Origin of the sequence: Ruegeria sp., from assembly GCF_965243365.1 — a bacterium.
Classification (GTDB): Bacteria; Pseudomonadota; Alphaproteobacteria; order Rhodobacterales; family Rhodobacteraceae; genus Ruegeria.
This window is the reverse complement of sequence record NZ_CBDEUW010000002.1, coordinates 3,363,693-3,385,239: the sequence shown is the minus strand read 5'-3', so window position 1 is coordinate 3,385,239 and position 21,547 is coordinate 3,363,693. Positions and strand designations below refer to the sequence as shown.

Here is a 21,547-nt window from a genome sequence, read left to right as displayed (position 1 = left end):
TGAAGCGGGCAGCGCCCTTTGCTTTGTCGCTGGATTAACACCTTTGCGAGACCGTTTGAGCTGTCAAATCAAAGGGGCAGGAAATGCAGACGGTTCGACAGATTGCCATGGGGATCGTGGCGCGCGAGGGCGGGTATGTGGATGATCCGGATGATCCCGGCGGGCCGACCAAGTTTGGCGTGACGCTGCATGCGATGCGTCGCCTTGGAATGGATCTGACGGAAGATGGGAGTATTACGCGGGCGGATGTACGTGCCTTGAATAAGGAGCAGGCAGTCGAGGTTTTCCTGCGGTATTACTTTGAAGCGCCTCGGGTCGCCATGTTACCTGAGGCGTTGCAGGCATCGGTTTTCGATATGTATGTCAACGCCGGATCGCAGGCGGTAAAAATCCTGCAACGTCTGCTGAGGGAGATGGGTTTTGATATCGCCGTTGATGGCGCCATTGGCCCAGAGACTGCGGCCGTGGCTTTGTCCGCAGCTTCGCCGGATCCAGTGGTTTTGCGCGATGCCTACGGAGTGGCGCGGCGAAACTACTATTTCACTCTTGCGGAGCGAAGGCCGCCATTGCGCAAATACGCGCGGACCAGAGCAGGCGGAAAAGGGGGCTGGATACGGCGCGCCGAAGAGTTTCTGTCACCCAGATATCATTTAAGCCAGGCGGCTTTTGCAAGAAGGGTTTCGACATGGGCCTGATCTCGGGACTTTTGGGAGTTTTGTTTGGGACAGGCCGCAATGTGGTGCGCGAGACGGCTGAGGTGTTTCGTGAGAATGCTGATGCCGGTGCACAGAGGGCGGTCGCATTGCGGGGGCAGGCGATGCAGCAGTTTGGTGCAGAGTTCCAGATTGTTCAGAAGAGTGGATATGACCGTTTCATGGATGGGCTGAATCGTCTGCCGAGACCAGCGCTGGCACTTATATGAGAAAGCGGTTGTCAAGCCCGGAGATTTTGGGTTCTAGAGCATTTCGTTTTCCTTCGTTCAGGCGGCCTTGCTGGCTTGGTATTCGGGTCGGAACGTTTCTTTGCAACGGTTGCGCCTTGTGTGCGCTTCACCAAACTTATATCCGGGTGGCTTCCAGCGACGCTGGTACTCTCCCACAATCCCGCGTGCTGCGGGCACAACGTTCCGGAGGTGGGACCCATCTCGGGATCGGCGTCTTTCAGCCTCGTGCCATTACGGTCACACACCGCCCGGTCTCCAGCCCTGCCGCGTCCGGCCAGACTAGATTCTATAGGGTCAGGCGAGTTTTGCCTCAGTGGGAACGAGCCCGGTTTCACAGAAACGCCATAGCGCAATCAGCAGTTTGCGAGCGAGTGCTACAATCATCACCCTGCGCATGCGCCCTTTTGCCCCTGCAGTGCGCTTTTCAAACCACTTGCTGAGCGCGCTATCAGGCTGATATCTAACCCAGCGCCAGGCCATTTGGATCAGGTTTGCGCGGATCCATCCAGGGCCATCGCCGCCGATCCCCTGATCCCGTTCCGTATCGCCACTTGCATGGGGAGTCGGTGCGATCCCAACCCAACCGGCCAGTTCGCGGCGATTGCGGAAGTCTCGGTAGAAGACCTCATTGACCAGCAAAGTGGCATCGTTCGCGCCGATCCCTTTGAGCTGGCTGAGTGTCGCAATCTTTGCGGCCACCTGTTCATCGCTGCCTGCGACCGTATCAGCTATCGCTATCGTTGCGCCCTTGCAGGCAACTTCGTCACGTTCAGCCTCAACCTCCGCAATCTGTTTCTCGGCCAGTTGCATCCGATCCAGAATCCGCAATATTTCCTTGCGGGCCTGTGCAGGGAACGGCGTCCCATAGGCGGTTTTCACCTCATTGAACCGCGCTTCAAAGTCTTTGCTCCGAGGGTCGAGATCGAAGATGCCGTGCAGCTTCAGCAACCCCTTGATCGAGTTTGTTTTAGATGTTCGATCTTTGACCAATCGATTACGTTCTCGAAGCAGACGTTTACGGTCTTCCTGTTCAACATTCGGAACACGCACCTGGCTGAGAACCGAACTGTCGCCTCGATCATGCGCTAACAGCGCCCGCACCATCTTCTTGGCATCGATCCGGTCGGTCTTGCGCTGTTTAGCCTTGCGATTGACCAGCAAGCTGGCCGGATCCAGTACGATTGTCTCAATCGACATGAACTGATCCAGCCAGCGGGCCAACCAGAAGCCTTCATAACCAGCTTCATAGCAGCAAAGGACGCGCACCTGCTGGCCAAGCACTCGCTCTGCCCTGGCCTGTTGTTCTTCGATCAGGGTTTTGAGGGCGTCCGTGTCTGCCGCTGGAAGCACGTGCAGGCCGATCCGATCCCGGGTCGGGCTTTTAATCCCGAACACCCAAGACTTGCGTGATATTTCCACTGCGACGTAGACCGTGTTATTCTCGCCGAAGACTGGTGCTGCGGTGGCGTTTGTGGTGGACATTCGTGTTCTCCTATTCTGTGTTTGACGGCGCGATTTTGGCACCAGTCGCCGCTTTCTCATAGGATCTGGGGACGCTTGCGCTGTTTGTCGCGGCTATGGTCGATCCGTTGTGGTTCGCGGCGCGGATGCAGGGTATCGCACTGGTGCCCGAGCCTTTGTGGTGGCTGTTGGGTGTTATTGTCTCTTTCTATTTTGGCGCGCGTCATCAGGCGAAGGTGCAGGATTTGCAGCGGGAAATCGGGGCAACAATGCTGCGGGCCCCTGCTGTCATGGCCAATCTGGATGCGCTGAGGCAACTGCGAAGCGATAGCCCCGGAGTAGCTAATCCGGGGCCGGACGCGGTGGTGGACCAAAACGTTTCGCATCCCGACGAAAACCCCGCTTTGCAGGAATGGCACCGCCTGCAAAAAGCCTAAGGCGCGACACTATGTGCGCAGGCATTGGGTGAATGTGAATAGCACTCACCCGGTTGTCTTAGTATAACCGGGCTTATGATTACCGAGCTTGGCCACTTTGCACTGATCCTTGCCTTTTTGGTTGCCATCGTCCAAACCGTGGTGCCCCTGATCGGGGCCGCCAAACGCTGGACCGGATGGATGTTTTTTGCCGAGCCTGCGGCCATCGCGCAGTTCCTGCTGACGGCATTTTCATTTGGTGCGTTGGTCTGGGCGTTCAGCAGCTCGGATTTCTCGTTGCGCATCGTGGTTGAGAATAGTCATTCCGCAAAGCCGATGCTTTACAAGATCAGCGGTACATGGGGAAACCACGAGGGCTCGATGCTGTTGTGGGTGCTGATTGTGACGCTTTTTGGTGCTATGGCTGCATTCTTTGGAGGAGGTTTGCCACCAACGCTGAAAGCACGGGTGTTGTCTGTGCAGGCGGCGATCGGCGTGGCATTTTTTGCCTTCATCCTATTCACCTCTAACCCGTTTGACCGGCTGCCGGTCGCTCCGTTTGATGGGCGCGACCTGAATCCTTTGTTGCAGGATCCCGGTTTGGCTTTCCACCCGCCGTTCCTCTACCTTGGATATGTGGGCCTCAGCATGGCGTTCAGCTTTGCCATTGCTGCGTTGATTGAGGGGCGCGTGGACGCCGCTTGGGGGCGTTGGGTGCGACCCTGGACTCTGGCGGCGTGGGTGTTTTTGACCATTGGCATCGCGCTGGGATCGTGGTGGGCGTATTACGAGCTTGGCTGGGGCGGGTTCTGGTTTTGGGATCCGGTTGAGAATGCCAGCTTTATGCCTTGGCTTTTGGCCGCAGCGCTGTTGCATTCGGCCATTGTGGTGGAAAAACGCGAGGCACTGAAAAGCTGGACCATACTGTTGGCGATCATTGCCTTTGGCTTCTCGCTGATCGGAACATTTATCGTGCGGTCAGGGCTGTTGACCTCGGTCCATGCATTCGCCAACGACCCCGAGCGCGGCGTGTTCATCCTGTTCATTCTGGTGATCTTTGTCGGCGGAGCACTGACATTGTTTGCCGCCCGCGCTCAGACGATGGAGGCCAAGGGCGTCTTTGGAATGGTCAGTCGGGAAAGCGCGCTGATTCTGAACAATATTCTTTTGGCGGTCAGCTGCTTTGTGGTGTTTTTTGGCACAATGTGGCCCATGGTGGCCGAGATGGCCTTTGACCGGAAATTGTCGGTTGGGCCCCCGTTCTTCAATGCTGCGTTTACCCCGTTCATGATTGCGTTGGGGATTGCGTTGCCGGTGGGTTCGATGTTGCCGTGGAAACGGGGGCGGCTGGGCCGGGCTGCGTGGTCGCTGCGCTATGCGTTTGTTCTGGCTGTGGCGTTGGCCATTTTGGTCTGGGTTCTGCAAACCGGACGCAGCGCTTTGGGGCCCGTTGGTCTGTTTCTGGGCGCCTGGATCACCTTTGGCGCAATCGTGGATTTGTGGAGCAGGACCGGCCGCAACGGTAGTCTGGCGCGCCTGTTTCGTCTGCCACGTGCGGATTGGGGCAAGGCCGTGGCGCATACCGGTTTGGGTGTAACCATGTTTGCCATCGCCGGGTTGACGGCGTGGGAAGTGGAAGACATCCGCGTTGCACAGCCCGGGCAACCTTTTGAGGTTGGTCAGTTTACACTGACTCTGCAGGACGTTCGCAGGGTGCAGGGACCGAACTATTTTTCGACAACTGCCGATGTAGTGGTTGAAAAGGGTGGACGCTTTGTCACCACGTTGCATCCTGAAAAACGGGATTATCCGGTAGCGCGCATGCCTACCACTGAGGCTGCGATTGACTATCGCATTCTGCGAGATGTCTACGTGGTGATCGGGGATCAGCAAGCCGATGGGGGCTGGGTCATGCGAACCTATATCAAACCCTTGGCCAACTGGATCTGGGCGGGGTGCATTCTGATGTCACTGGGCGGCGTGCTCAGCCTGTCGGACCGTCGGTTCCGCGTTGCCGCTGGTGCGCGCAAGACGCCCGGGACCGGAGTGCCGGCTGAATGAAACGGCTTGTTCTGATCCTTATGATGCTGGCTTCTCCGCTGATGGCGGTGCAGCCGGACGAAGTACTGGATGATCCTGTTCTGGAAACTCGGGCGCGGGACATCAGCACCGGGTTGCGCTGCCTGGTGTGTCGTAATGAGAGCATCGACGAAAGCAACGCCGAACTGGCGCGTGACCTGCGTTTGCTTGTGCGCGAACGTCTGGTAGCTGGCGATACGGATGAACAGGTGGTTGCGTTCATCGTGGATCGCTATGGCGAATATGTACTTCTGAAGCCAAAGGCGACGGGTGCCAACCTGATGCTTTGGCTGGCCGGGCCGATCATGCTGTTGATAGCAGCGGGAATGGGCTGGAGCTTTCTGCGAAAGCGCGCCCGGCAGCAGGAGGCGGTTCACACGGACACTCTCAGCGAAGAAGAACGGGAACGTCTGCGCCGAATTCTGGAAGACTGACGCACGGTTCTTCTTTCCCTTCACCCACATTTACGTCAGGGTTTTCAGGACACTGCGTAGGTGAGGGTTTTCATGGAGTATGAGGCGGTCCACCTGGACATCACGGATGGTTTGGCGGTTCTGACATTGAACCGACCGGACAAGATGAATGCGCTGACAACCCAAATGCGGGCCGAGATCACGCATGCGATGAAACATGCGGCCCGCCATGCACGCACGGTGGTTCTAACCGGCTCTGGGGGATCGTTTTGCTCGGGCCAGGATCTTGGGGATGCTTCGAGTACGGGAAAGATCGATCTCGAACGTGCCTTGCGGGACGAATATGAGCCGATGCTTCAGGCCATTTATGACTGCCCGGTCCCCACAATCGCGGCAGTTAACGGGGCCGCTGCCGGGGCGGGGGCGAACCTTGCCTTGTGTGCGGATGTGGTGATCGCCACGGAAAGCGCTTATTTCCTGCAGGCCTTCGCGCGGATCGGTCTATTGCCGGATGCGGGCGGCACCTGGTTTATGCCGCGTCAGATGGGTTTTGCCAAAGCGATGGGTGCCGCTTTGTTCGCCGACAAGATCAGCGCGCGGCAGGCCGACGATTGGGGGTTGATCTGGGAGGCCGTCGCAGACGATCAGTTCGATGCACACTGGCGTGCGCGTGCGGCCTATCTGACCAATGGTCCTACGGCTGCGTTTGGTGCGATCAAGCAGGCCATTCGCGGGACTTATGAAAAGACCCTGCCACAGCAGCTAGCGACCGAGGCGCATCTACAAGGCGATTGCGGTCGATCCCGCGATTTCGCCGAGGGCATTGTTGCGTTCATGGAAAAACGCCCCCCGAAATTCGAAGGGCGCTAAAGGCGTCAGGCCCGGCGGCGCCGGCGTGTGCGGCGTTCGGGTTGCGCAGTCTCCTCTGTCCCGTCAGAGGCAGAGGAGAACGCACCCAGAGCATCCGTGATCTGATCCAAAGTAGGGCGTTCGCCGCGTGTGGTTGTATCCAGGGCTTCGCGCATTTTGCGCAGATGGGCCGGCATGGTGCCACAGCAGCCGCCGATGATTGTGGCACCCGCATCGCGGGCCATGGCGGCATATTGGCCCATAAGTTCGGGCGTGCCGTCATAATGGATGTGGCCATCCACATATTTCGGGATACCCGCATTGCCTTTGGAAATCAGCGGACGCTCGGTGCCTTGTGCGGCAAAGCCCAAAACGGTGCGCAGAATGTCCGACGCCCCGGTACCGCAGTTGGCGCCAAAGGCAAGCGGCGGGTTGGGTAGTGTTTCCACAAGCTGCGCCAGATCGGCAGAGGTTACACCCATCATGGTACGGCCTGCAGTGTCAAAACTCATGGTGCCGCACCAAGGCATGTCGGTCAGTGCAAATGCCTCGGCCGCGGCGCGAAATTCTTCCGGGGCGCTTATGGTTTCGATCCACAGCACATCGACGCCACCCGCTTTCAGAGCGTCGGCCTGTTCGTGAAACATCTCGACCGCCTGGGAATGGCTAAGGCTGCCGACGGGTTCCATGATCTCGCCTGTCGGACCGACTGACCCGGCCACGATGACTGGACGCCCTGCCTTGTCGGCAACCTCGCGCCCAAGTTCAGCGCCGATCCGGTTAAGCTCGCCCACCCGGTTTTGCGCGTCATGCAGCTTCAGCCGGGCCGAGGTGCCGCCGAATGTATTGGTCAGGAACAGATCGCTGCCCGCATCAACCGAACCCTGATACAGGGCCCTGATCTTGTCGGGGGCATCCACATTCCACAATTCCGGCGCGTCACCGGATTGCAGGCCCATATTGAACAGATTGGTCCCAGTGGCCCCGTCCGCCAGAATGGCGTCATTAGCCTCCAGAAGTTTGCTGAGCGCATTTGTCATTGGGGTATTCCAATATTTTGGCCCTTAAGGCCGATAAAATAAGAGACGCCCCGTGTCTCATGGCAGGGGCGTCAAATCAAATTCATAAAACTCATGAAGATCATGAGGAGGGCAGTAAATCCTTAGATTTCAGCCTCGGCCATCACCTGTTCTTTGGCCTCGACCAGCAGTTCGGCCATTTTCGTGCGGATTTTGGCCTCATCGGCCAAATCGCCAACATAGCTTTTGACGGCTTCGACGACGTCATCTTCGCTGACATTCTGCAGGTCGGTATGAACCAGTTTCTGGCCATAAGCGCGGGCCTGTTCCACGGTCTCACCCTTCAGGGTCGAAGCCCAAACGGCCATAAACCGGTTGCGGCGCATCCTGGCGATGAACTGCATCTTTTCATCATGTGCGAATTTGGATTCAAACGCGGCTTCACGTTCGTCAAATGTGGTCATGGGTTGGGGACCTCTTGGATTTCAACTTCTTTCCTCATGATATGACTATAGGACGACGCGGGTGCAAGGTATTTGCGCTGCGTCAAACCCTCTCGGGTTGGTGAACTTGCGGGTTGGCAGGGCTTGCACTATGAGGACGCCAACGCGCAGGGACTCATTCCCGCGCCCCGGACTGGAAAGGTCGCTTATGTCGCGCCGCAAAAAGATATACGAAGGCAAGGCCAAAATCCTGTATGAAGGCCCGGAACCCGGCACCATCGTGCAGTATTTCAAGGATGACGCCACCGCCTTCAATGCCGAGAAGAAAGATGTCATCGACGGCAAGGGTGTGTTGAACAACCGCCTGAGCGAGTTCTTCATGACCGGTCTGACCCAGATTGGCGTTCCGAACCACTTTATCCGCCGTCTGAACATGCGAGAGCAGTTGGTTCGCAACTGCGAGATCATCCCGCTGGAAGTCATCGTGCGTAACTATGCCGCCGGATCGATTTCGAAACGTCTGGGTATCGCCGAGGGTACGCAGCTGCCGCGCCCGATTGTGGAATATTGTTACAAGGACGACGCGCTTGGTGATCCTTTGGTGACGGAGGAACACATCGCTGCCTTTGGCTGGGCCAGCCAGCAGGACATGGACGACATTCTTAGTCTGGCACTGCGCGTGAACGATTTCATGAGCGGCGTGATGATGGCGGTTGGTATTCGTCTGGTCGATTTCAAGATCGAGATCGGGCGTGTCTTTGACGGCGATTTCCAGCGCTTGCTGGTGGCAGACGAAATCAGCCCCGACAGCTGCCGTCTGTGGGATATCGAGACCGGCCAGAAGCTGGACAAAGACGTTTTCCGTCGCGATCTGGGCAGCCTGACGGATGCCTATTCCGAAGTGGCCCGCCGCCTTGGCGTTCTGCCTAAAAGCAACGTGACTAAGCCGACACTGATCAACTGATTTAATTCGGCCACGGCCTAAGAAAGCGCTCCTCAGTCGAGGTGCGCTTTTATTGCTTTCAAACCCATCCGGTAGAGCATTCTGATGGCTTTCTTAGCAAACGCCCCTGCGGTGATCCGTCCTGTTCATCAAGGGTTGTCCAATGTGCCCAAGCAGGGTATCCCGCGCGCAACGTCAAATGGCCCGGAGTTCGGGACCTCAGGTGGAGTTGCGAAAATGAAGGCACGGGTGCATGTGATGCTCAAGAACGGGGTGCTGGACCCTCAGGGCGAGGCGGTCCGTCACGCGTTGGGCGCCATGGGCTTTGATCAGGTTGAAGGCGTGCGTCAGGGCAAGGTCATCGATCTGGAACTGGCTGACGGGGCCACCGAAGCCGACATCACCGAGATGTGTGAAAAGCTGTTGGCCAACACGGTCATCGAACGCTACGAGATCGAACTGGTCTGAGGTTTCCCAAGGAGGGTCCGCCATGCGCGCAGCCGTCATCGTTTTCCCCGGGTCCAATTGCGACCGCGACCTTGCCGTGGCTTTCGAACAGGCCGGGTTTTCGGTCGATATGGTCTGGCACAAAGACGCATCCTTGCCTGACGGCGTGGACATCGTCGGAGTCCCCGGTGGGTTTTCTTATGGTGATTACCTGCGCTGCGGAGCGATTGCCGCGCAATCCCCGATCTGCAGGGCGGTCGCGCAGCATACCGAACGCGGTGGGTATGCGGTGGGGATTTGCAACGGTTTTCAGGTTCTGACCGAAACAGGCATCCTGCCTGGTGCATTGCTGCGTAATGCCGGTTTGAAATACATCTGCCGCACCGTGGGTCTGAAAGTCGAAACCAGCGACAGCGCATTTACCGAGGGCTACAATGCAGGTGACGTGATCGGCATTCCGATTGCTCATCACGACGGGAACTATTTTGCGGATGACAAGACTCTGGCCCAGTTGAAAGCTGAGGACCGGATCGCCTTCACCTATGCCGACAACCCCAACGGTTCGCGCGATGATATCGCGGGTATTCTTTCGCACAACCGGCGCGTGCTGGGGATGATGCCGCACCCCGAACGGGCGGCGGATTCGGGCCACGGGGGCACTGATGGAGCGGCGCTCTTCCGCGCATTGGCGGGTGTACTCGCGCCCGCGTGACTTGAGGTCACCGCCTTGGGCGCGTAGCGTCTTTGCATGAGTTCAGAGGTACAAGCTGACAATACAGGCTTTCTTCAGCGGCTCCGCGGGGCACCGCTGGGCTGGCCGTTGCGCTTTGCCGTCATTCTGCTGCTGCTGGCCACCATTCTGACGGTCTGGATTACCAACAATCTTTTGACCAGCCGGTTTACTGAATCGACCCGCAACAGGGCAGAAGTTCGATTGGCGCTGTATTCCGGCAACTTGCTGAGCGAACTTCGCCGCAATGCGATTGTTCCACAGCTGCTGGCGCGCGATCCAACGCTGATTTCTGCGCTGCAATCCAGCGATTTTACGCTGTCGACCCAGCGTCTGATCTCGTTCGTGGAAGAGATCGGTGCCGCCTCGCTGGTGTTGCTGGACCGCGACGGACGGACGGTCGCCGCAACAGATCGAAACCGCATTGGCGAAGGGCACCGCAGTTCTCCTTATTTTGTTGATGCGATCCGGTCGAATTCGACCATTTTTTCGGTCATTCCGCGTGAATCGGGCGGCTACAGCTTTGTCTATTCCCGCCGGATGGAAGGCAATTCGGATGTTCTGGGTGTTATCGTGGTCGAGGTCGATTTGCAGAAATTCGAGCGTGCGTGGGCGGGTATCTCGGACGCGGTGATGGTAACCGACAGCACGGGCACCATTATTCTGTCGACGGAACCGCAATGGCGTGGGTTGGATGAGGTTTCGGCCATGCTGCGCCAGCCGCCGCAGGGGGCGATCCAGCGGGCCATTCGGGTAACCACCGACTGGACGGCGCTGCCGCCTGACGCCTATTTGCAGGGCGAAGCGGTAATGCGGATGGAAACCCGTATTCCATTTCGGGGATGGCAGATGACCTCGTTCACTACTTTTTCGTCGATTCGGGAAAAGGTGAACAGTGTTCTGGCGCTTGAAATCATGGGATTTGCGATTCTGCTGGCGCTGACCTTCTATGCGCTCAGTCGCCGGGCGACCCTGCGGATGACCCTGTTCCAGCGCGAGTCGGCAGAGCTTCGCGCATTGAACGCAAGGCTACAGCGGGAAATCGCTGAGCGGGAACGGGTTGAAAAAACGCTGGAAGTTGCCGAGCAAACGCTTGCCCAAAGCTCGAAACTGGCGGCGTTGGGCGAGATGTCGGCGGCGGTCAGTCACGAACTGAACCAGCCACTGGCGGCGATGAAGACTTATCTGGCCGGCGCAAGGCTTTTGCTGCGCCGCGAACGCGCGGAAGAGGCGCTGGCCAGCTTTGGGCGCATCGATGGTCTGATCGAAAGGATGGGGGCCATCACGCGGCAGTTGAAGTCATATGCGCGCAAGGGCGCAGACGCGTTTTCCCCTGTAAATCTTGGTGAAGCGCTGGCCTCGGCCCTGTCGATGATGGAACCGCAGCTGCGCCAGCGGCATGTGAAGATTACGCAGATATTGCCCGAGGAACCGGTGGTGGTCATGGGGGATCGGATGCGGATCGAGCAGGTAATGGTCAACCTCTTGCGAAACGCGTTGGATGCCACCAAATCTGTATCTGAGCCTGATGTCGAGATCATTCTTGCCGCAGGCGATACGGCGGTGTTGACGGTGCGCGACAATGGTCACGGGATCGAGGATATCGAAAACCTGTTCGAGCCGTTTTACACCACCAAACAGCCAGGGGATGGCGTGGGTCTGGGGCTTGCCATCTCGTCCGGGATCGTGAACGACCACGGGGGACGGCTGACCGCACGCAATGGTCAGCATGGCGGCGCAGTCTTTGAGATGCAGTTGCCGATACTGGGAAGCGACGGCCTTGAGGCCGCAGAATAAAAGGGAAGACTATGGCACAGGCCATGAAGATCGCCATTGTGGATGACGAACAGGACATGCGCCAGTCCATCAGTCAATGGCTGGCGCTGTCGGGATATGACACTGAAACTTTCGCCAGCGCTGAAGATGCGCTCAAGGTTTTGGGGCCGGAATATCCGGGGATTGTGATCTCAGACATCAAGATGCCGGGGATGGATGGCATCCAGTTGTTGAAAAAGCTGATGGGGGCCGATAGCACCCTGCCGGTGATTATGATCACCGGGCATGGCGATGTGCCGATGGCGGTTGAGGCCATGCGGGTCGGGGCGTTCGATTTCCTTGAGAAACCCTTTAACCCCGATCGCATGTCCGAGTTGGCCAAACGCGCCAGCAATGCGCGCCGCCTGACGCTGGATAACCGCGCCCTGCGGCGTGAGCTGTCCGGGGGCACTCAGATCATGAACAAGCTGATCGGTGCCAGCCCAGTAATGGAGCGTTTGCGCGAGGATATTCTGGATCTGGGGCAGGCTGACGGCCATGTGCTGATCGATGGTGAGACAGGAACCGGCAAGACTTTGGTCGCGCATGCGCTGCACGCGGTTGGCAGTCGCGCGGGTAAGAAGTTCGTTCTGGTCTCCTGCGCAGCGTTGGAAGAGGACGCGCTATCCAAGCGGTTGTTTGGCCCGATGATGCCTGAAGACACGCAACTGCCCGCTATCGAGGAAGCGCGTGGCGGAACTCTGGTTCTTGAGGATGTCGAAGCGCTGAGTGATACATTGCAAGCACGCCTGCTGAGCGTGATGAATGAACAGGGCACGCCGGCGGAAACCCGGATTGTGGCAATTTCGAACCTGCAGGAGGCTGGCAAGACCAGCGAAGATGTGCTGCGACCCGACTTGTTCTACCGTCTGGCCGCGTTGCGGATCACCATGCCACCGCTGCGTCAGCGAGGTGAGGACATTCTGACCCTGTTCACGCGTCTGAGCGAGCAGTTTGCTGAAGAATATGGCTGCGAAACGCCTCAGGTCAGTGCGCAGGAGGCTGCGCAGCTTTTGCAAGCACCCTGGCCGGGAAACGTACGGCAGTTGATCAACATTGCGGAACGCGCGGTGCTGCAATCGCGGCGCGGGTCGGGAACAATTGCGTCCTTGCTGATGTCTGATCATGAGGAAATGCAGCCGGTCATGACGACCGAAGGCAAGCCACTCAAGGAATATGTCGAAGCGTTTGAGCGGATGCTGATCGATAACACGATGCGGCGTCACAAGGGTTCGATTGCCTCTGTGATGGACGAATTGTGCCTGCCGCGCCGGACGCTTAACGAGAAGATGGCTAAATACGGGCTGCAGCGGTCGGATTATTTGTAAAGGCAGGGAGGGGGCCAGCCCCCTCTTGAGCCTGCGGCTCAATTCACCCCCGGGATATTCGTAGCCAGATGAAGGGATCCTGCACGGTGTTGTTGGGGTACCGTGCAGTTTGCCCATTGTCTTTTCCACAGGACTGCTTTTATTGTGTCCTGACGGGCCGGGCAGTTTTTATGCTCTTAAGTCCCGATCATTGAGTTTCGCTGCTTTGCCGCAGGTGATCGTAGATGTGTTCACCGCAAAGCAGACCGATTGTGCCCCTTTCGTGGGGCAGTGGAGTGCCTGAGCCCGGCACGACCCGGGCGAAAGGAATAAATGGGCAGGCAGCGGCCATGATCGCGCCTGTCGGAGAAGAACCGCGATGACGCGCGCACAACGATTGAGTGACCGGGCAGGGGGGCAAAGCGCCAGACCCTGCTGTGCGCCGTCTGATATCGCCCTGACAAGACACCACCCCAAAAGCGCCTGTCCGCCTGGATGGGTTAGGACAACGCGTTTGGCGCGGTGCACCAAGGACACATGGCTAAGAAAATGCTTATCGATGCCACCCACGCGGAGGAAACCCGCGTCGTGGTGGTCGATGGAAACAAGGTCGAGGAGTTTGACTTTGAATCCGAAAACAAACGCCAGCTTGCTGGCAACATCTATCTTGCAAAAGTAACACGGGTTGAGCCGTCGCTTCAGGCGGCCTTTGTGGATTACGGTGGGAACCGGCACGGATTCCTGGCGTTTTCCGAGATTCATCCCGACTATTATCAGATCCCCGTCGCCGACCGTGAGGCGCTGATGGAGGAAGAGCGTGCCTATGCCGAGGCGATGAAGGCGCGCGATGAGGCGGAAGAGTCCAAGCCCAAGAAACGCCGCTCGCGTTCGCGGTCGAAGGCCGCTGACGTCAAATCGGACGATCCGGTTGAAACGCTGGAGGTCTCGTCCGAGCCAACCGGTATGGAAACCATCGATTTGGGTGACGCGGAAGCTGAGGAAGCCGACCTGTCCGTACCTGAAGGTACGTCGCCGATGGAGACGGTGGCCGAAACGCCGGTGGAAGAGCCGGTTGATGGGGTTGCGGACGAAGCGCCCGAGCAGACCGCTGTGGAAGCAACTGATGCGGAGGGTGAAGTTCAGGGCGGTGCGGAAGATGCGCCGGAACCCGAATCCGCCGACACAGAAGCTGTCGGTGAAGCGGAAGTGGAAAGCGACGCAACCGATCAGGACGAAACCGTTGACGCGTCAGCTGAGCCCGAGACTGACGGCGCTGAAACGAATGCGGACAGCGATGAGGACGGAGAGGCTGAGGTAGAAGCCAAAGCCTCGGATGCCGCTGCGAAGGACGACTCGATCGAATCCGTAGCCGATGAGGATGACAGCGAAGATATTCGTCCCCCGCGCAAACCACGCCCGCGCCGGTACAAAATTCAGGAAGTCATCAAGGTGCGCCAGGTTCTGCTGGTGCAGGTGGTCAAAGAGGAGCGTGGTAACAAGGGCGCGGCACTGACGACCTATTTGTCGCTGGCCGGTCGTTACTGTGTGTTGATGCCGAACACCGCGCGCGGTGGCGGAATCAGCCGCAAGATCACCAATGCCGCGGATCGCAAGAAGCTTAAGGAAATCGCTTCAGAGATTGATGTGCCGACCGGTGCCGGCCTGATCGTCCGCACCGCAGGAGCCAAGCGCACGAAGTCCGAGATCAAGCGCGACTATGAGTATCTGCAGCGCCTGTGGGAGCAGATCCGAGAGTTGACCCTGCAATCCATCGCGCCTGCCAAGATTTATGAAGAGGGCGACCTGATCAAACGGTCGATACGCGATCTGTATAACCGAGATATCGATGAGGTTCTGGTTGAAGGCGAGGGCGGGTATCGCATCGCCAAGGATTTCATGAAGATGATCATGCCGTCCCACGCCAAGAACGTGAAACGGTATGAGGACGCGCTGCCTCTGTTCGCGCGTTATCAGGTGGAAAGCTATCTGGCGGGGATGTTCAACCCGACCGTGCAGCTGAAATCCGGTGGTTATATCGTGATCGGCGTGACCGAGGCTCTGGTCGCGATCGACGTGAACTCGGGTCGGGCCACGAAAGAGGGCTCGATCGAGGAAACCGCGCTTAAAACCAATCTTGAGGCGGCTGAAGAAGTGGCGCGCCAGTTGCGTCTGCGTGACCTGGCCGGTCTGATCGTCATCGATTTCATCGATATGGACGAGCGCAAGAACAACTCGGCGGTTGAGAAGCGCCTGAAGGACAAACTGAAAACCGATCGTGCGCGTATTCAGGTTGGCCGGATTTCCGGCTTTGGCCTGCTGGAGATGAGCCGTCAGCGTCTGCGCCCAGGCATGATCGAGGCGACGACGCAGCCGTGCCCCCATTGCCATGGTACCGGCTTGATCCGTTCAGACGACAACATGGCGCTGTCGATCTTGCGTCAGATCGAAGAGGAAGGGACGCGCCGCCGCTCACGCGAGGTTCTGGTGCGGTGCCCGGTCGGGATCGCCAACTTCCTGATGAACCAGAAGCGCGAGCATATCGCACAGATCGAAGGCCGGTATGGCTTGTCGGTGCGGATCGAAGGCGATGTGCATCTGGTCAGCCCCGATTTCTCGATGGAGAAATTCAAGACAGCCAGCCGGATCGTGCCCGAAGCGTCCGCGCCCGTTGTGTCGGTCGACGCTTCGTTGATGGATATGGTGGATTCTTCGGAGGAGGATGAAGAGGAAACACCCGTTCAGGCCGAAGAAGAAGAGGCGAAGCCCAAACGCAAGCGCCGCCGCCGCCGCCGTAAGAAGAATTCCGGCAACGGCGATACGCCCGAGGTGAACGAGGGCGAAGGTGAAGGGTCTGAAGAGACCTCGGAAAGTGCTGAGGCTGACGCGACTGAGGCCGAAGCTGCGGACGCGACTGAAACCGCTGACGAGGCCGAAAAGAAGGACGCCAAGCCCAAGAAACGGCGCGCTCCGCGTCGGCGTAAAAAGGCGGATGCGGAGGCTCAGGAAGCTGCCGAGGCTGAGAAAACCGACGAGCAAGCGGCTGAGGCTGAGACACTTGCCGAGGAAACCGTCGCTGAAACTCCGGCAGATGCGGACAACGCTGTGGAAACGCCCGGGGCGGAAGATGCGCCGGAGGCTGTTGAGGAGACATCTGAGGCCGAACAGGTCGCCGAGGAAACGCCCGAGGTGGCTGAAGCGGCCGATGATCCGGAAGCCACCGAGGACGCTCAGCCCGTCGAGGTTGAGCCCGAAGCTGCCGAGCCGGTTCTCGAAACCGTCGCCGAGGAACCCGCCCCGGCCAAGCCAAAGCGGCGGGGTTGGTGGTCGCTGGGCCAATAAGACAAAAAAGGCGGATCTTCGGATCCGCCTTTTTCTTTAGCGGCGTCAGATCACGATGATTTGCGGATGACGTACACTTGATGACTGGATTCAGATTCCTGGGCGATCAGCGTATGTCCTGCCTCGGTACAGAAATGGGGCACGTCGACAACCGCCGCCGGGTCGTCGGCCAGCAGACGTAAGGTTGCCCCGGCAGGCATGGATTTCAGCCGTTTTCGGGCCTTGAGGACGGGCAGAGGGCATAACAGGCCCAGCGCATCCAGAGTTTCTATCTGATCGGTCATAGGGTTGGGATAGGGCGAAGTTGTAACACTGTCCAGCGCGCAGCCACGAGGATGTGACCGATTGGCCCCGTGACGCGAGCGGTATGATACCATATGTGCTGACTCATGTTTGGAATTGACATCATAGACGCAGGCCTGCTGCCCGCCATGTTCATCGCCATGCTTGGCGGGCTGATCAGCTTTCTGTCGCCCTGCGTGCTGCCGATCGTGCCACCCTATCTGGCCTATATGAGCGGTGTGACGATAAACGAAATGCAGGATGAGGCGCGGGCACGACGCAAGGCGACCTTGTCAGCGCTGTTTTTTGTGCTGGGGTTATCGACTGTGTTCCTGTTGCTGGGTTTCACGGCCTCGGCCTTTGGCGCGTTTGTTTTGCAAAATCAGGTGCTTTTCGCCAAGATTTCAGGTGCGGTGGTCATCGTTTTCGGCCTGCATTTTCTGAATGTCTTTCGCATCCCTCTGCTGGACCGTGAGGCGCGGGTTGAAACCGGCGACTCGGGTGGCTCGGTATTCGGTGCGTACATACTGGGGTTGGCCTTCGCCTTTGGTTGGACGCCCTGTATTGGGCCACAGTTGGGGGCGATCCTGTCGCTGGCAGCGTCTGAAGCCTCGGTCGCGCGCGGGACATTGCTACTGGGGGTATATGCGGCGGGCCTGGGTATTCCATTTCTGCTGGCGGCGATGTTTTTAAACCGCTCAATGACCGTGATGAACCGGATCAAGCCCTATATGGGCACGATTGAAAAAGTTATGGGCGGGCTACTGCTGTTTGTTGGGATCATGCTGATCACCGGGTTATTCACCGAGTTCAGCTGGTGGTTGCTGGAAACCTTCCCGGCGCTTGCCAATTTTGGTTAAACCTTAGGGCTTTATTCAACGACCTGGTCTTACCTTGGCCGCCACGCCGCGTTAATCTGCGCGGCAAAGGTCAGGGGTATGAGCAGTCAGAATCCGCAACAACAGGTGCGTCGACGTCGGGTTTTTTACATTCCCGGCTACGATCCCTATCCGCCGCGCCGGTATCGTGAGTTGTATCGGAGTGAGGCACAGGCTCAGGCTGAAATCTCGGGCTATGACATTTTTGTGTCTGCCAAGTCTGGTGACGGTCCTTATGGGTGGAGTGTAAATTCATCGCAGGATAATGAGCGGATTCAGACGGATGTTGAAGTGCTTGTCTGGTCCGATATCGTTCGCGACAGCATGGCGCGATCCATCCCCGCAACCTATTGGCAACTACTGCGGACAGCATGGGTTTACATCTCAACCGGCACGCTCTGGCGGTTGATGCGGCTGCGCAAGGGGCCGGTGATTGCAGCGCTGTATCCGGTGGGGATGTTGCTGTTGCAGCTATTGGTGGCAATGCTCGTCATTTGGGGTGTTGTTGCTGCCCTTGGCCCGTGGCTTGGTTCATGGGGTTGGCTAGCTGCGGCCGCTGGCGGTTATGCTTTGTTGTGGTGGTTTCGCCGGATCGACAACCGCCTTTTTGTCTACTACCTGATGCACGACTACGCCTATTCGGCACGCCTACGTGGCCGAACCACGCCCGAGCTACGGGAACGCTTGCGTAACTTCACCGATCTGATTGCGCGGGCACTGGATACCGACGTGGATGAGGTTCTGGTCGTTGGCCATAGCTCGGGTGCACATCTGGGTGTGACAGTTCTGGCCGAACTGTTGCGCCGCCAACCACCGTCTGGACCGACACTGTCGTTTCTGACTTTGGGGCAGGTGGTGCCAATGGTGTCCTTCCTGCCCGATGCGCATCAGTTGCGCGCTGATTTGCAGTACCTGTCTGCGCAGGAGGGTCTTTTTTGGGTCGATGTATCCGCACCCGGAGACGGGTGTGCCTTTGCCCTGTGTGACCCGGTGGCGGTCAGTGGAGTAGCGGGGCCAGACAAAAGATGGCCATTGGTCTTATCCGCAGCGTTTACTCAGACACTATCTGCGGAAAGGTGGCGGGCCTTGCGCTGGCGGTTCTTTCGGTTGCACTTTCAGTACCTCTGCGCCTTCGACCGGCCCGGGGGATACGACTATTTTCGCGTCACGGCAGGCCCTCTGACATTGCGGGACAGATTTGCAAACCGCGCACCGTCCGCGTCGCGGATTGATCAAACGGTATCAAAATACACCTCGGTGCACGCATGAGGCCGCCCAAGCCACAGCCCCGCCCGGACAAAGTCTCGCTCTGGCGGTATCTGAGGCTGTTTCGCAGGGATCTTCTGTCAGCTCAGCCTCAGCGCCTTTACCGGGCGTGGATGGCCGAGTTCCGCACCCCATTTTTCCGCTCATATATGATTAATCAACCGAGTCTGATCGACACGGTCCTAAAAAAACGTCCCGAGGATTTCCCGAAATCCAGCCGGATCGGCGAGGGGTTGCGCCCGCTTCTTGGGAACTCGGTTTTTTTGACCAATGGGGAAGTGTGGAAACGTCAGCGGCGGATCATCGACCCGGCTTTTGAGGGCGGGCGGCTGAAGGATACTTTTCCCGCCATGCTGGCGGCTGCCCGTGCCTGTGTTGATCGGTTGCGATCTAAGGCCGGGCAGAACGTAGAGATCGAAGAGATCACCAGCCATGTTGCCGCGGATGTCATTTTTCGGACCCTCTTCTCGGTTCCGATCGAACATGAATTGGCCGGTGAGGTTTTTGAGAAGTTCCGCGCTTATCAGCGGGAACAACCGCTGTTGAACCTTGCCGCCTTTGTTCCGCTGCCACGTTGGATGCCTCGGCTGCATTCGCGTCGTACCCGCCGAAATGCGCGACAGATCCGGGCCCTGATCGGGCGGTTGACAGCCGAGCGGGCAGCGCAGATTGCCAACGGGCAGGCGCCCGACGATCTGGCGACCAAGATCATGACGGCAGTGGATCCGAAGACCGGATATTGCCTTGGTACGGATGAGATGGTGGATCAGGTCGCCATTTTCTTTCTTGCGGGGCACGAAACCAGCGCCTCGGCGTTGGCGTGGGCGCTGTATCTGTTGGCATTATTCCCCGAATGGCAGGATCGCGTTGCGCAAGAAGCGCTGGCGCTGGACCACCCCAACTTCTCGTCAATGTCTAAACTTCGCTACAGTCGCGATGTTTTCCGCGAGACGCTGCGCCTTTACCCGCCAGTGCCCATGATGGTGCGCGAGGCGACGTGTCCCGAGCATTTCCGGGATCGGGAGATCGCGCCGGGCTCTCAGATCGTGATCAGCCCGTGGCATTTGCACCGGCAGGAGCGGCTATGGGATCGGCCCGATGATTTTGACCCATCTCGTTGGGGGACAGAAAACGGCAAAGCCTGCCAACGTGACGCTTTTATCCCGTTCTCAGCCGGATCGCGTGTTTGTACCGGTGCCGGGTTCGCCATGGTTGAGGGTCCTTTGATTCTGTCCATGCTGCTGCGGCACTATCGGGTGGAAACAATCGACGATAAAACGCCGGTTCCGGTTGCGCATCTGACCGTGCGATCCAGAGATGGCATTTGGTTGCGGCTGGTTGAGCGCTAACAAACTACCATCGTCCCACGCCGTGCTGTATGCGGGAGGACAAAGCGGAATCACTATTGAACGGGAAAGAATTATGTCCAAGGCAGAACAGCGCGCGCAGATGTCCGACGGTGCGGGATTCATTGCAGCACTGGATCAAAGCGGCGGTTCGACCCCCAAGGCACTGGCGCTTTATGGTGTCGAAGCATCGGACTACAGCTCGGACGAAGAGATGTTCGGTGAGATTCAGAAAATGCGCGCCCGGATCATTCTGGCCGATGATTTCACCAAAGATAAAGTTATCGGCGCGATCCTGTTTGAACGCACTCTCGGCGAGGCGATTGAGGGCCGCAAAGTTGCAGACTATCTGTGGTCAGTAAAAGGCATCGTGCCGTTTTTGAAGATCGACAAAGGGCTGGAAGAAACAGTTAACGGTGTTCAGATGATGAAGCCGATCCCCGGCCTGGCCGATACGCTTGCAAAGGCAGACGGCGTGTTTGGCACCAAGGAACGCTCAGTCATTCACGAGGCCAATGCCGAGGGCATCGCTGCGGTTGTCGCCCAGCAATTTGACGTAGCCCGCGAAGTCACGGATGCGGGTATGGTTCCGATTGTTGAACCCGAGGTGAATATCCACTCGGAAACCAAGGCCCAAGCCGAGGACATTCTGAAAGGGGAAATCCTGAAAAATCTCGACCAACTGGCCGAGGGTCAGGAAGTCATGCTCAAACTGACCATTCCGTCTCAGGCGAATCTTTACGACGAACTTGCCGATCACCCGCGTGTCTTGCGTGTGGTTGCGTTGTCCGGCGGGTATTCGACCGAAGAGGCTTGCGAGCTACTGAATCAGAATGCCAAGATGATCGCATCCTTTTCCCGCGCCCTGACCGAAGGGTTGTCGAAACAGCAGTCGGATGCCGATTTCAATGCGGCCGTGGGCAGCAACATCGACAAGATTTTCCGCGCATCAGTCTGAGTATCAGACCGGTTTGGTGAATTCGCGGCGCATCTGCGCCGCTTTTTCACGCATGACGCAGCCAATAGCATGATCGTTGACCAACCCCATGGCCTGCATGAAGGCAAAAACCGTGGTCGGGCCGACAAACTTCCATCCCCGTTTTTTCAGATCCTTCGACATCGCAATCGACTCGGCTGAGGTCGAAACGCTGCGTGGTTCAGGTGGCGTGGCTGGTTCGTATCGCCAAACGTAGGTGGCCAGAGACCCTTCGGTTGCGACAAGTTCCTGCGCGCGTCGGGCATTGTTGATCACGGCCTCAATCTTTCCGCGATGGCGCACGATGCCCTCATTTTGCAGAAGATCAGCGACTTCTGCATCACCAAACTGCGCCACCTCATTGAAATCAAAGTGATTGAACGCTTTGCGAAAATTCTCGCGCTTGGACAGGATCGTGCGCCAACTGAGGCCTGACTGAAAACTTTCCAGGCACAGTTTTTCGAACAACCGCTGGTCATCGGCGACCGGATAGCCCCATTCGTTGTCGTGATACTCAAAGAACTCGGGTGCGGCCTGACACCAGGAACAACGTGGTTGCCCATCTGGACCTAGGATCGTGTCAGTCATGATGTAC

19 protein-coding genes and 2 pseudogenes are annotated in these 21,547 nt (G+C 58.0%); 16 read left to right on the top strand and 5 right to left on the bottom strand.

The features are described 5' to 3' along the window. Positions 1–83: 83 nt before the first annotated feature. Together ACP0GE_RS20595 and ACP0GE_RS20590 are read left to right on the top strand one after the other, a co-directional pair. Positions 84–695, top strand: a complete 612-nt coding sequence (locus ACP0GE_RS20595) for a holin-associated N-acetylmuramidase (RefSeq protein ID WP_424833745.1) — start codon at positions 84–86, stop codon at positions 693–695. Then, positions 686–916, top strand: a pseudogene (locus tag ACP0GE_RS20590) (3TM-type holin); the annotation flags it as partial. The gene ACP0GE_RS20595 and the pseudogene ACP0GE_RS20590, both read left to right, overlap by 10 nt. A gap of 321 nt (positions 917–1,237) precedes the next feature. Here the strand turns inward: ACP0GE_RS20590 and ACP0GE_RS20585 are convergent. Then, on the bottom strand, positions 1,238–2,425 hold the full coding sequence (locus tag ACP0GE_RS20585) for an IS110 family transposase (RefSeq protein ID WP_424831702.1): 1,188 nt from the start codon (positions 2,423–2,425) through the stop codon (positions 1,238–1,240). A 65-nt stretch (positions 2,426–2,490) separates the two neighbouring features. Here ACP0GE_RS20585 and ACP0GE_RS20580 point away from each other — a divergent pair. From ACP0GE_RS20580 to ACP0GE_RS20565, 4 genes and pseudogenes are all read left to right on the top strand, one after another. Continuing rightward, positions 2,491–2,841, top strand: a pseudogene (locus ACP0GE_RS20580) (3TM-type holin); the annotation flags it as partial. 75 nt (positions 2,842–2,916) lie between these two features. Then, positions 2,917–4,881 (top strand): heme lyase CcmF/NrfE family subunit, encoded by a 1,965-nt coding sequence (locus ACP0GE_RS20575; RefSeq protein WP_424833744.1) that lies wholly within the window; start codon positions 2,917–2,919, stop codon positions 4,879–4,881. Beyond that, on the top strand, positions 4,878–5,333 hold the full coding sequence (locus ACP0GE_RS20570) for a cytochrome c-type biogenesis protein (RefSeq protein WP_424833743.1): 456 nt from the start codon (positions 4,878–4,880) through the stop codon (positions 5,331–5,333). Before ACP0GE_RS20575 ends, ACP0GE_RS20570 begins: the two co-directional genes overlap by 4 nt. A gap of 72 nt (positions 5,334–5,405) precedes the next feature. Then, the gene (locus ACP0GE_RS20565; protein ID WP_424833742.1) at positions 5,406–6,182 is read left to right on the top strand and encodes an enoyl-CoA hydratase-related protein; all 777 of its coding nucleotides are present in this window, start codon (positions 5,406–5,408) and stop codon (positions 6,180–6,182) included. Between the two features lie 5 nt (positions 6,183–6,187). Here ACP0GE_RS20565 and bmt read toward each other — a convergent pair whose 3' ends face one another. Both bmt and ACP0GE_RS20555 read right to left on the bottom strand, forming a co-directional pair. Beyond that, positions 6,188–7,201: a betaine--homocysteine S-methyltransferase gene (gene bmt, locus ACP0GE_RS20560; protein ID WP_424833741.1), complete on the bottom strand. Its 1,014-nt coding sequence runs from the start codon at positions 7,199–7,201 to the stop codon at positions 6,188–6,190. A 122-nt stretch (positions 7,202–7,323) separates the two neighbouring features. Further along, complete coding sequence (locus tag ACP0GE_RS20555; RefSeq protein ID WP_424833740.1) at positions 7,324–7,644, bottom strand: DUF1476 domain-containing protein; 321 nt, start codon at positions 7,642–7,644, stop codon at positions 7,324–7,326. Between the two features lie 187 nt (positions 7,645–7,831). Between ACP0GE_RS20555 and purC the strand changes: the two genes are divergently transcribed. From purC to ACP0GE_RS20525, 6 genes are all read left to right on the top strand, one after another. Further along, entirely contained in the window at positions 7,832–8,587 is a 756-nt protein-coding gene (gene purC, locus ACP0GE_RS20550; protein WP_424833739.1) for a phosphoribosylaminoimidazolesuccinocarboxamide synthase, read from the top strand. Between the two features lie 216 nt (positions 8,588–8,803). Beyond that, positions 8,804–9,034 (top strand): phosphoribosylformylglycinamidine synthase subunit PurS, encoded by a 231-nt coding sequence (gene purS / locus ACP0GE_RS20545; protein ID WP_170354098.1) that lies wholly within the window; start codon positions 8,804–8,806, stop codon positions 9,032–9,034. A gap of 22 nt (positions 9,035–9,056) precedes the next feature. Beyond that, positions 9,057–9,725 (top strand): phosphoribosylformylglycinamidine synthase subunit PurQ, encoded by a 669-nt coding sequence (gene purQ, locus ACP0GE_RS20540; protein WP_424833738.1) that lies wholly within the window; start codon positions 9,057–9,059, stop codon positions 9,723–9,725. A 36-nt stretch (positions 9,726–9,761) separates the two neighbouring features. Then, positions 9,762–11,540: a sensor histidine kinase gene (locus ACP0GE_RS20535; RefSeq protein ID WP_424833737.1), complete on the top strand. Its 1,779-nt coding sequence runs from the start codon at positions 9,762–9,764 to the stop codon at positions 11,538–11,540. An 11-nt stretch (positions 11,541–11,551) separates the two neighbouring features. Beyond that, the gene (locus ACP0GE_RS20530) at positions 11,552–12,886 is read left to right on the top strand and encodes a sigma-54-dependent transcriptional regulator (RefSeq protein WP_424833736.1); all 1,335 of its coding nucleotides are present in this window, start codon (positions 11,552–11,554) and stop codon (positions 12,884–12,886) included. A gap of 516 nt (positions 12,887–13,402) precedes the next feature. Then, entirely contained in the window at positions 13,403–16,204 is a 2,802-nt protein-coding gene (locus ACP0GE_RS20525) for an Rne/Rng family ribonuclease (protein WP_424833735.1), read from the top strand. Between the two features lie 50 nt (positions 16,205–16,254). On the opposite strand, the gene ACP0GE_RS20520 is transcribed toward ACP0GE_RS20525, so the two are convergent. Continuing rightward, positions 16,255–16,488: a sulfurtransferase TusA family protein gene (locus tag ACP0GE_RS20520; protein WP_424833881.1), complete on the bottom strand. Its 234-nt coding sequence runs from the start codon at positions 16,486–16,488 to the stop codon at positions 16,255–16,257. Between the two features lie 105 nt (positions 16,489–16,593). Here ACP0GE_RS20520 and ACP0GE_RS20515 point away from each other — a divergent pair, with 105 nt between their 5' ends. From ACP0GE_RS20515 to ACP0GE_RS20500, 4 genes are all read left to right on the top strand, one after another. Continuing rightward, complete coding sequence (locus tag ACP0GE_RS20515; protein WP_424833734.1) at positions 16,594–17,346, top strand: cytochrome c biogenesis CcdA family protein; 753 nt, start codon at positions 16,594–16,596, stop codon at positions 17,344–17,346. A gap of 78 nt (positions 17,347–17,424) precedes the next feature. Then, entirely contained in the window at positions 17,425–18,633 is a 1,209-nt protein-coding gene (locus ACP0GE_RS20510; RefSeq protein ID WP_424833733.1) for a hypothetical protein, read from the top strand. After that, the gene (locus ACP0GE_RS20505) at positions 18,630–19,979 is read left to right on the top strand and encodes a cytochrome P450 (protein WP_424833732.1); all 1,350 of its coding nucleotides are present in this window, start codon (positions 18,630–18,632) and stop codon (positions 19,977–19,979) included. Before ACP0GE_RS20510 ends, ACP0GE_RS20505 begins: the two co-directional genes overlap by 4 nt. A gap of 73 nt (positions 19,980–20,052) precedes the next feature. After that, entirely contained in the window at positions 20,053–20,934 is an 882-nt protein-coding gene (locus tag ACP0GE_RS20500; protein ID WP_424833731.1) for a fructose bisphosphate aldolase, read from the top strand. A 3-nt stretch (positions 20,935–20,937) separates the two neighbouring features. Here ACP0GE_RS20500 and ACP0GE_RS20495 read toward each other — a convergent pair whose 3' ends face one another. Then, positions 20,938–21,540, bottom strand: a complete 603-nt coding sequence (locus ACP0GE_RS20495; protein WP_424833730.1) for a DNA-3-methyladenine glycosylase I — start codon at positions 21,538–21,540, stop codon at positions 20,938–20,940. Positions 21,541–21,547 lie beyond the last annotated feature (7 nt).